This is a genomic window from Mesorhizobium sp. M1342, from assembly GCF_040317955.1.
Classification (GTDB): domain Bacteria; phylum Pseudomonadota; class Alphaproteobacteria; order Rhizobiales; family Rhizobiaceae; genus Mesorhizobium.
On record NZ_JAMYLI010000031.1, the window covers coordinates 61,335 to 69,063 of the forward strand.

A 7,729-nucleotide genomic window follows, 5' to 3' on the forward strand; every position below is an offset into this window, starting at 1 on the left:
CCCGATCGCGCTGCCTTGATGCGTTCGACCGGTCCTTGACGTCTTCAGGCGGCGGCTTGCTGCCGGCTTTTTTGGTTCGTTCCTTGGCCGTCTTTGGTCTCTCAGGCAATCCAGGAAACGGCTGCCCAAAGGCGACCGTGGCTTCGTCTATCATGGAATGCCTTCGTGGAGGAAAAATGATGCGAGGCGCGGATTGGGCTTCGCGGGCCGTGATTTTTTGGCGGCCACATCGCACAGCGCTGTTGTACGGGCGAATCGCCTTGCGGCCAAGCGGCGGCTGCGCCTGGCATGCGGTTGCGTAAAAGTTGACTTGTCAGGCCACCAAAATGTTGACTATTAAACTCATGTTTCATAGTCAACCGGGCAGTGGTCACTGGAGACCGTATCCCGAAAAGCAGGGCACGCCGCATTGCAGAGAGACCGAGAGCCCCAGTCGAGAGCCGCGTCCGATCACTTGCGCAGCCGAATGACCCGGCGCCAGGCGCTCGGGCTTTTCACGCTGCCGTTCGCCGGCATGGGGTTCTCCACGGCTGAAGCCCGTCCGTTGCGCATAGTCTGCCTGGATGACGGGTTGACCGAGACCTTGCTCATGCTCGGCGTCAGCCCGGTCGCCATTGCCGATCGGGAGGTCTGGGAGAAATGGGTGGTCGAGCCGCGGCTGCCGCCTGACATCGCCGATGTCGGCACGCTGCTCGAGCCCAATCTTGAATTCCTGCAGCAGCTCAGGCCCGACATCATCCTGTCCATGCCGTATCTCGACGGCATCAAGCCGCTGCTCGAACGCGTGGCTCCGGTGACGACGATCGGTCTCTACACCGAAGCCGGGCAGCCCTATCAGCACGCCGTCGAGGCGACGCGCCAGCTCGCCGGGCTTGTCGGCAAGGAAAGCGAAGGCGAAGCGCTGATCGTGGCGACAGACGCGTATTTTACGGAAGTTCGCCAGCAACTGGCGCCGCTGTCGGCACGGCCGATCTATGTCGTCAGCTTCCTGGACCCCCGCAATGTGCGCGTCTACGGCGCAAAGAGCCTGTTTCAGGAGGTGTTCGACCGCATCGGGCTCAGCAACGCGTGGACGGCCGAGACCAATTACTGGGGGTTTTCGACCGTCGGTATCGACGGGCTGGCAACATCCAGCGATGCGCGCCTCGCCTATCTCGAACCCTTGCCTGAGGGCGCTGGCGGCACGCTGACCGAAAGTCCGGTCTGGAACGCCATGCCTTTCGTGCGCAACCGCTGGATCATGCGCCTTCCTGCCGTCCTGATGTTTGGCGCGCTTCCATCCGCGCGCCGTTTTGCTCGGGTCCTGGCGTCGGCGATGACCGCGGAGGCCGCCCATGGCTGAGGATGCCGCGGCCGTCACTCAAGAAGGAAAGCTTGCGCCGTCGGGCCGCGCCTTGCCATGGGGCTCTCTTGGCAATCAGCCGGTAGGCGCGATCCTGCTTTGCGCGGTGCTGCTCGCGACGGCGATCGCGGCAACCGTCTCAAACCTCACCGTGCAGCTGCCATCGGCGCTCTGGCTCCAATCGCTCGCCGCCCCGGACATTGATGATATGCGGCAGGTGCTCGTCCACTACGCCTTCCTGCCCAGGCTTGCCGTCAGCCTTTTATGCGGTGCGGCGCTCGGGCTTGCCGGAACCGTCCTGCAGCAGGTTCTGCGCAACCCGCTTGCCTCGCCCGAAACGGTTGGCGTCTCGGCGGGCGCCTATCTGGCGCTGGCACTAGCAACGCTTCTGTCACCGTCGCTGCTTGCCTTTGGCCGCGAATGGGTGGCGCTGGGCGGCGCATTCGTTGCCCTTGCCGCCGTCATCGCTCTGTCCTGGCACAAAGGCCTGTCACCGCTTTCGGTCGTGCTGGCGGGGCTTGTTGTCAGTCTCTATGCCGGCGCTATCGGCGCTGCCCTCATTGTGCTGCGGCATGAATGGTTGGCCGGCCTGTTCATCTGGGGCGTCGGTTCGCTGGGCCAGCAGGACTGGTCGATGACACTGTGGCTGTTGCCACGCATCGGCGGCGCGGCACTGGCGATCTTCCTCATGGTGCGGCCGCTGGCCCTGCTTGGTCTCGACGATGAAGGCGCGCGCAGCCTTGGCGTGCCGCTCGGCGCCTATCGCTTCGCAGGACTAGCGGCCGCGGTCGCCCTGATCGCGTTTGTCGTTGCCGCTGTCGGCGTCATCGGTTTCGTCGGCCTGGCTGCGGCGACGCTCGCGCGCATCGGCGGTGCCCGGCGGCTGGGCCAACAACTGGTGATGGCGCCGCTGATCGGCGGGGCGCTGTTGTGGACAGCCGACCAGGCCGTACAGATCGCCACTGGACCGCAAGGCGACCTGCTGCCGACCGGAGCGATCACAGCACTTCTCGGCGCGCCTCTGCTTCTCTGGCTGCTGCCGCGCCTTGCTCTTGGCTCGGAAGTCCCGACCTTGATGGCCGCGCGCCTGCCGCGCGCAAGCCGGCCCGGCCTTGTGCTGGTGGCGATCGGCCTGGCTCTGCTTCTGCTGCTCGGGCTGGCCCTGCTCTATGGACCGGGTCCGCATGGCTGGACCCTCGCCTTCGGCGACCAGTTGCAGCCTTTGCTGTCGTGGCGGTGGCCTCGTGTGCTTGCCGCGCTGAGCGCCGGGGCGATGCTGGCGCTCGCCGGGCTGATGATGCAGCGGCTGACCGGCAATCCGATGGCCAGCCCGGAAGTGCTTGGCATCAGCGCCGGTGCCGCCCTTGGCATGATGGTGGCGCTGTTTGCGCTCTCCGATGCCGGACGCCCGGTTCAGACGGCGGCGGCAACCATCGGCGCCTTCGCCGCTTTGCTGGTGACGCTGGCGATCGGCCGCCGTGCCGCCTATGCGCCGGAGCGGCTGCTGCTCGCAGGCGTTGCCCTGACGGCCTTGTTCGACGCGCTGATCCTGGTGCTCACCGCCACCGGCGATCCGCGTGCCATGCTGCTGCTCAACTGGCTGACCGGCTCGACCTATGGCGTCGATGTCGGTGACGCCTTGCTGACCGGTGGTATCGCCGTCTGCCTCTTCGCGCTCGCGCCTTTCTTCATGCGTTGGCTCGACATCCTGCCGCTTGGCCCCGCCGCTGTGCAGGGCCTTGGCATTGACCTGAAGAGGACGCGGCTTTTCGTGCTGCTGGTGGTCGCGGCACTCACCGCAGCCTCGACGCTGATCGTCGGTCCGCTGACCTTCATCGGCCTGATGGCGCCGCACCTTGCCCGTCGCTTTGGCCTCTCCCGTGCGCTGCCGCAGGCCATTGGCGCGGTGCTCGCCGGCGCGCTGATCATGGTCGCCGCCGACTGGGTGGGCCGCACCGCCATCTTCCCGCGCCAGATCCCGGCCGGTCTCGTCGCCACGCTCATCGGCGGCCCGGTGCTGATGTGGCTGCTGCGCCGCCGCTGACTTTTTTGTCCCTCTGGAGATATCCATGTCCAAGTCGATGGCGGCGCCAGCCTTGATTGCCGACACCACGATCCACGACTTCGTCCCGGCGCAGGGCGGCGCCCCCTGGCGGATATTCCTGCATGTGCCGTCCGGGCCGGTGCCAGAAGCCGGCTGGCCGGTCCTCTACATGACCGACGGCAATGCCGTCATCGGCACGGCGGTCGACGCCGTGCGCGCGCAGGCCTTCTATCCAACGGGCACCAATGTCGGCTGGGGCGTCATCGTCGCCATTGGCTATCCCGTCGAGGGCGGCTACGACCCGTTGCGCCGCTCATGGGACCTCGGCCCGCCGCCGGGCAAGACCTATCCGCCCTTCTACGAGGGCACGCCCGAAGTCCGGACGGGTGGGGCAGCGGAATTCCTTGCCTTCATCGAAGACGAGCTGAAGCCATGGGTCGCCGGTCGGGTCACGGTCGACACAAGCCGCCAGGCGCTTTATGGCCATTCTTTCGGTGGTCTGTTTGCGCTCTATGCCTTGTTCACGCGGCCTTCTGCCTTCCAGACCTGGATCGCGGCAAGCCCCGCCCTCTATTGGGAAGAGCGTGCCATCGACCGCTTTCTCGAAACCTTCGAGGCCGCCGTTCCCGCTGGTTTGGCGGCGACCATGATCCTGTCGGCCGGCGAGTACGAGACCGAGAAGCTGGCACCGTTCCAGATTGGCGCCGAGGACGAGGAAAAGCGCCTGCGGCAGAAGAAGGTGACACGCACCGACGAATTCGCGCGGGCAATGGCGCAGCGGCTTGATGCTCTCCCGGGCGTGCGCGCGCGCTTCGAGCTGCACGCCGGCGAGAACCACATGTCGATCCTGCCGGTCACGGTCAATCGCGCGGTTCAGGCAGCGTTTGCGGTCAGGGCTTGCGACTAACGGCCTTCACCTCTCAACGCTGCGATGGCTTGTTCCCGTTGTGCGGCTGCGTCCGCGTCCATAGCGCCAAAACGCAGGGCACAGCGGAATTTTTCCCCGGGTACGACGCGAACCAGGCGGCCTCTTTCCTTGGCCGCAAGATAGCCGTCTGGTTCGGCGGTGGCCGGCAGCACGAGGCCAAGTGCGTCCTGGTCGGCGCCGCGCGTGATCCAGCGGACGGCATAATTGAGCTCGTCGGGGCGAAAGCTGACGAAATCCGCCGTACGGTCCGGATGGACCTGCAAGGCGTGCGCCCAGCCCTGGAGGTCCGCCTTAGCCCTCATCGTCAGCACGAGTTCTGGGTCGATCGGCTCGCCCTTGGTCAGCAGGCGATGCCGCGAAGGATCGGCGACAACGGCATCGCGGTAAGCAAGGTAGCTTTCGCTCGGTGTGAAAAAGGGCGGCAGCGTCTGGCGCACGACAATGTCCGCGGAATCATCCGCTACGGTGTCGACCAGGCGCCCGCCGTCGGCCGGCTTGAAATTGATGTGCGCCAGGTACATCAACTCCATGGCCGAGCGTTTCAGGTTCTCGATCACGATGTCGACTGCGACGCTGCTGGCATCGAGTTGCAGCCGTACGGTCGGCTCCATCACATAGTCATGGCTGAAAGCGACGGTCTGTCGGCAGCGCCCCGTCAGCGCCAGGAAGGGTCCTTCGGAATTGCTGCCGGCGATCAGTTGCACGTCCTGATAAGGCGCATTGGGCAGATCGCCGTGAAGCGGGTGACGATCATCCGGGCCCGGATTTCCCATTGCGGTAGCGCCGCAGTGAATGAAGAACGCGCCGTAGTTGGAAAGATAGTCCCGGGTCGCGACCGGCTCATCGAACATCGAGCGCATGGTCAGGGAGCGGCCGAGGAAGGTCACGTCCCAGATCTGCTGTCCTTGGAACGGCAGCATGACGATTTCGCCCTTCGCGTTGCTGATCCGAAGCCCGGCAACGCCGGATCGATAGCGAAAGGCGGTGGCGACAAGCCCGCGATAGCGCGCGACGATGGTTTCCGACGGGCCGAACTGCTCGGGCACGAGGTCGACGAAGACGTGATCGGAGTGGTCCAGATGCATTGTTTCGACCTCTATCTTCCGCAAGCGTGCGTTCCGATAGTCGCAGGAAACATCTGGAAATCAACGGCAGCGCGTCTCACAGCTTCTGCCAGGACGGCTGGTGGCAGAGCTTCGCGCCCTCCTGGGAGAGCGCTTCGAACTGCAAGCTTGCCAGGCAATATCCCGCGATTGCTTATCCGCGAGCCGGCGGCAGCTCGAACAAAGTGGCGCCGTTCTCCCGGCCGCGCTCGACATAGCCGATAACGCCAAACCATCTTGCGACATCCGGCCCCTGCAGCCAGCTGCGCGAGTGGATGGCGAGGTTGCCGGCGAGCGCCTGGATGTGCCGGATATGCCGCTTGCAGAAGCGAACGGTCGCCGCACGGAAGAAATCCTCCCGTGCGGCGAACAGCGTGTCGGCGGCGTCGCTGTTCTCGTGCCAGGCGATAATCGCCACGGCCTTGTCGCCCTCGACAAGCGCGTGCGCGCGGCCCTCCTTCAAATTCATCATCAGATTGTCGTAGGCGATCTTGCTGTCCTTGCCGGCCGCCACGTATTCGTCCGACATCCGCTTGGACAGACCGCGAAAGACATCCTCCAGATCCCCAAGCGTTGCTGCGCGTGCTCTCATTTCACCTCCTGCAGCCCCGGCAGGCAGTTTGCCCCAGGGTTGACGGGTGGCCAAGCAAATTAAATCCGCATGCAGGCAGAAGAGCGCAAACTTGTTTCGGCCAATGATGCTTGCGGTGACCGGTTGGCCAGCTTTTATGGCCACCCTGCTGGCCGTCACCAAGCGGCAGATATTTTGGCTGCGACTCCCGGTGAGCCGACGCCTTGCACACAGCGCCCACGCGGCCAGATTAGCGGCCGGCCGGGGGATGCAGCCTTGTGTCGAGAGCAAAAGTTTCCTGGAGCTTCAGCGCATAGGTATCTGTCGCTACGCTTGCCACGAAGATCAAGTTCCAGCTATGTGAAGAGACCGCACTCGGTATCGCCACCACGCGATGGCCCATCAGAAGGTCATCCCCGAATGCCTGCTGACCCGCGCTTGGTATGCCGGGGCGCAGCCAGTTCGGATTGGGCACGCTTGCAGGATCGACGACATGTATAGCCGATGCATCGCTGATGACAGCGGCTGTTAACGTGTGAGGAACTGTGTCGAGGGCGCGAAAACCCTTATGTACGGCGACTTCGAGGATAGCCGTGGCGGGATCGATCGAGCAGTACACAGCTCTTACGCCCTTGCTGTTCCAGCGGCCGCCCACCCGATAGGCACCTTCGCCACTATTCCATGTCGCGGCATGGACGGCCTGGTCAAGCCGCCACGCGATGAGTTCCGTTCCTCCGAGCGCTATTGGCAGAGGCGTCATGCATAGACGCCGTATTCAAGCCGTTCGAGATAGTCTTCGACCAGTTCCACGCCGGCGGGAGTGCCCAGAAGATCGATCGGACGGCGCTGGTCGAGACCGATCGCCGGGCGCTCCAACCATTGCTCAGCTTCCGCCTGCGTACCGAGGACATCCGTCGCCTTCGCCAGGATCTCTGCGAATTTCCAAGTCCGTCCGCTTTGCTCTTGGCTAAGAGGCTTGGATGGAGCGTCTTTGCGGCGCTGCCAGGTTCGCAGGCTCATACCAACCGCCTTTTCGAGGGACGCCGTCTTGTCAATGAAGACCAGTTGTCCGACGAGATGGTTTAGCGCCGAGGCCGGCAGGCCACTTAGAAGCAATTCATGCGCATCAAGTGCGCTGGTCAATCGACGCGACAATATACGAGACCCGCCGAGCAGTGCCTCCACTCGTTGGAGACCGCCGTCTCTCGCTTCCGTAACGACCTTATCCGCCGTAGCCGTCATGTGCGCCTCCTGCGTCAACTGTCGCGTAAAATATGACAGTTGACGGTGGCGATTTCAAGTGGGCAGCGGGCGCTACTTGAACCCAGTCCGGAAGATATGACCGAGTGCGCGGCGTCGGTAGCCAGATGATTAGAATTAAGGCCGGAAAGGCGGTCGTATCTGACGTAGTGGGCAGGGTCTTGACGGCGCGCAAGACGGCTAAGCGTCCAACGATTAAGTCATTGATATTGTCTGGAAAATGGTGCCCAGAGGCGGAATCCAAGTGAGGAAAGTATGCCAGTACTTTCAGGATGTTACTACCCACGTAGCCTGCGAACAACCAACATAAATACCAACAATATATTTCTGTGGATTACTATCATTCCTCGTGGAATGCCCGACTGATTTGGTCCGACAGCGGCTTCACAAAATAGGAAAGCGCCGTACGCTCGCCCGTCTGGACCATCGCTTCGGCCGGCATGCCGGGCACGAGCGTCAGGTCCTTGAGCTTCGTCAGTTC

Annotated in this window: 7 protein-coding genes and 1 pseudogene; 3 read left to right on the plus strand and 5 right to left on the minus strand. The window is 63.7% G+C overall.

Translation table 11 applies throughout. The features are described from left to right. Positions 1-466: 466 nt before the first annotated feature. Genes NKH06_RS26625 through NKH06_RS26635 form a run of 3 tightly spaced genes read left to right on the plus strand, consistent with a single transcriptional unit; the run spans position 467 to position 4,293 of the window. Entirely contained in the window at positions 467-1,342 is an 876-nt protein-coding gene (locus NKH06_RS26625; protein ID WP_352441453.1) for an ABC transporter substrate-binding protein, read from the plus strand. Beyond that, entirely contained in the window at positions 1,335-3,386 is a 2,052-nt protein-coding gene (gene fhuB, locus NKH06_RS26630; RefSeq protein ID WP_352441452.1) for a Fe(3+)-hydroxamate ABC transporter permease FhuB, read from the plus strand. The genes NKH06_RS26625 and fhuB overlap by 8 nt, the downstream gene beginning before the upstream one ends. A 25-nt stretch (positions 3,387-3,411) precedes the next feature. Then, the gene (locus NKH06_RS26635; protein ID WP_352774571.1) at positions 3,412-4,293 is read left to right on the plus strand and encodes an alpha/beta hydrolase; all 882 of its coding nucleotides are present in this window, start codon (positions 3,412-3,414) and stop codon (positions 4,291-4,293) included. Here NKH06_RS26635 and NKH06_RS26640 read toward each other — a convergent pair. The 5 genes and pseudogenes from NKH06_RS26640 to NKH06_RS26660 form a co-directional block, all read right to left on the minus strand. Next, entirely contained in the window at positions 4,290-5,399 is a 1,110-nt protein-coding gene (locus NKH06_RS26640; RefSeq protein WP_352441450.1) for a DUF4432 family protein, read from the minus strand. The genes NKH06_RS26635 and NKH06_RS26640 overlap by 4 nt on opposite strands. Positions 5,400-5,571: 172 nt before the next feature. Beyond that, positions 5,572-6,009: a hypothetical protein gene (locus NKH06_RS26645; RefSeq protein ID WP_023813918.1), complete on the minus strand. Its 438-nt coding sequence runs from the start codon at positions 6,007-6,009 to the stop codon at positions 5,572-5,574. A gap of 229 nt (positions 6,010-6,238) precedes the next feature. Further along, on the minus strand, positions 6,239-6,748 hold the full coding sequence (locus NKH06_RS26650) for an RES family NAD+ phosphorylase (protein WP_352441449.1): 510 nt from the start codon (positions 6,746-6,748) through the stop codon (positions 6,239-6,241). After that, complete coding sequence (gene parS / locus NKH06_RS26655) at positions 6,745-7,230, minus strand: type II RES/Xre toxin-antitoxin system antitoxin (protein ID WP_352554104.1); 486 nt, start codon at positions 7,228-7,230, stop codon at positions 6,745-6,747. Before parS ends, NKH06_RS26650 begins: the two co-directional genes overlap by 4 nt. 358 nt (positions 7,231-7,588) lie before the next feature. Further along, a pseudogene (locus NKH06_RS26660) lies at positions 7,589-7,729 on the minus strand (HlyD family type I secretion periplasmic adaptor subunit); the annotation flags it as partial.

Bases quoted from the DNA above. Each gene is read 5' to 3' on its own strand.
- parS (WP_352554104.1), bottom strand. From the start codon at position 7,230: ATGACGGCTACGGCGGATAAGGTCGTTACGGAAGCGAGAGACGGCGGT.
- NKH06_RS26645 (WP_023813918.1), bottom strand. From the start codon at position 6,009: ATGAGAGCACGCGCAGCAACGCTTGGGGATCTGGAGGATGTCTTTCGC.
- NKH06_RS26635 (WP_352774571.1), top strand. From the start codon at position 3,412: ATGTCCAAGTCGATGGCGGCGCCAGCCTTGATTGCCGACACCACGATC.
- NKH06_RS26640 (WP_352441450.1), bottom strand. From the start codon at position 5,399: ATGCATCTGGACCACTCCGATCACGTCTTCGTCGACCTCGTGCCCGAG.
- NKH06_RS26625 (WP_352441453.1), top strand. From the start codon at position 467: ATGACCCGGCGCCAGGCGCTCGGGCTTTTCACGCTGCCGTTCGCCGGC.
- NKH06_RS26650 (WP_352441449.1), bottom strand. From the start codon at position 6,748: ATGACGCCTCTGCCAATAGCGCTCGGAGGAACGGAACTCATCGCGTGG.
- fhuB (WP_352441452.1), top strand. From the start codon at position 1,335: ATGGCTGAGGATGCCGCGGCCGTCACTCAAGAAGGAAAGCTTGCGCCG.